Here is a 1266-nt window from a genome sequence, read left to right on the forward strand (position 1 = left end):
TCTGACCCTGCACGCCTAACGCGCCCCATAAGCTTGGAAATTTCTTGACCATTCCGGTCCAAACAGCTAAGTCTGGACTACATCTGGATTAAATTATGACCACCCAAATTGCCGCGTTTGACGCAAAACAAAAGCTCTCTGAACTCTTAAACCGTGCCCATGGCGGGGAAACAATTGTGATTACGCGTCACGGTGTTCCCTATGCGAAACTGGTTCCGATCGAAGCGCCAGCCAATCGGGATGAAGCGAAGCGCCAGTTGCTAGAGCGGTTGCGCCAGCAAGCGAGTTTGAATTTGCCCCCTTTGCCCCGTGAGCAGCTCTATAAGCGCGACGAATTATAACATAGGTCGGACGGGCGGTGATAAAACAAAAAATTGCACTTGATTCAAACATATTATCCTATGCTGAAGGCATAAATGACCCAGAGCGGCAAAGGCTAGCACAGGCGTGCATTGCCCAACTGGACTTCGCTCATGTCGCCATTCCGATCCAAGCACTTGGCGAACTGTATCGCGTTTTGGTTCGAAAGGGTGGGCATTCCTCGAACTTGGCGCGTGAGATCGTGACGCAATGGCGCGACCTTAGTCATGTGCTAGAGACCAATGATGCTGCTTTCCAAGCGGCGATGACACTGGCTGGGGAACATCATCTCCAGATTTGGGACGCGATTATTCTGGCCGTTTGTGCAGAGGCTGGCTGCACGTGCTTACTGTCGGAGGACATGCAGGCTGGCTTTGTTTGGCGCGGCGTCGAAATCATAAATCCCCTCACGGCTAATGGTAATGCACGCTTGCAAGCACTTCTAAGTTAGCCTTATCTGTGGCGAAACTTTGGGGTCTATTCACGTGTCCACGCGCCTTTCAATTCATTCTTGGTCACCGGCTCTCGCAAAAGCATTTCACGATATCAATGTGCAATGGATCGAGGCGATGTTTGCGCTGGAAGACACTGACCGCAAAGTCTTGGAAAACCCGCAATCGATGATCATGGATAAGGGTGGCGACATATTGTTCGTCTCCGCAGAGGGGCTGGGGGTTGTGGGTGCTTGCGCCTTAATGCCAGCCAAGGATTCCGGTGCTTTTGAACTGACAAAAATGGGTGTTTTGGACAGCGCACGAGGCCAAAAGGCGGGAGAGTTTCTACTGGACGCTGTTCTCGCGCGTGCCAACGCCATGAAGATTGAAACATTGTTCCTGCTCACCAACACAAAGTGCGAAGCCGCCATCCACCTTTATGAAAAACTGGGCTTCGTCCACGACCCCGAAA

Annotated in this window: 3 protein-coding genes; all 3 read left to right on the top strand. The window is 51.7% G+C overall.

What is annotated here, in order from left to right; translation table 11 throughout:
* The first annotated feature begins 95 nt into the window (after positions 1-95).
* Positions 96-341, top strand: coding sequence for a type II toxin-antitoxin system Phd/YefM family antitoxin (locus ACOVRA_RS03550; protein ID WP_421719090.1), 246 nt, complete (start codon positions 96-98; stop codon positions 339-341).
* Between the two features lie 17 nt (positions 342-358).
* Positions 359-811, top strand: a complete 453-nt coding sequence (locus ACOVRA_RS03555; RefSeq protein ID WP_421719091.1) for a PIN domain-containing protein — start codon at positions 359-361, stop codon at positions 809-811.
* A 118-nt stretch (positions 812-929) separates the two neighbouring features.
* On the top strand, positions 930-1266 hold a 337-nt coding region (locus ACOVRA_RS03560; protein ID WP_421719092.1), incomplete at its 3' end, for a GNAT family N-acetyltransferase.

This window comes from Aquidulcibacter sp. (assembly GCF_049239865.1).
Classification (GTDB): domain Bacteria; phylum Pseudomonadota; class Alphaproteobacteria; order Caulobacterales; family Aquidulcibacteraceae; genus Aquidulcibacter.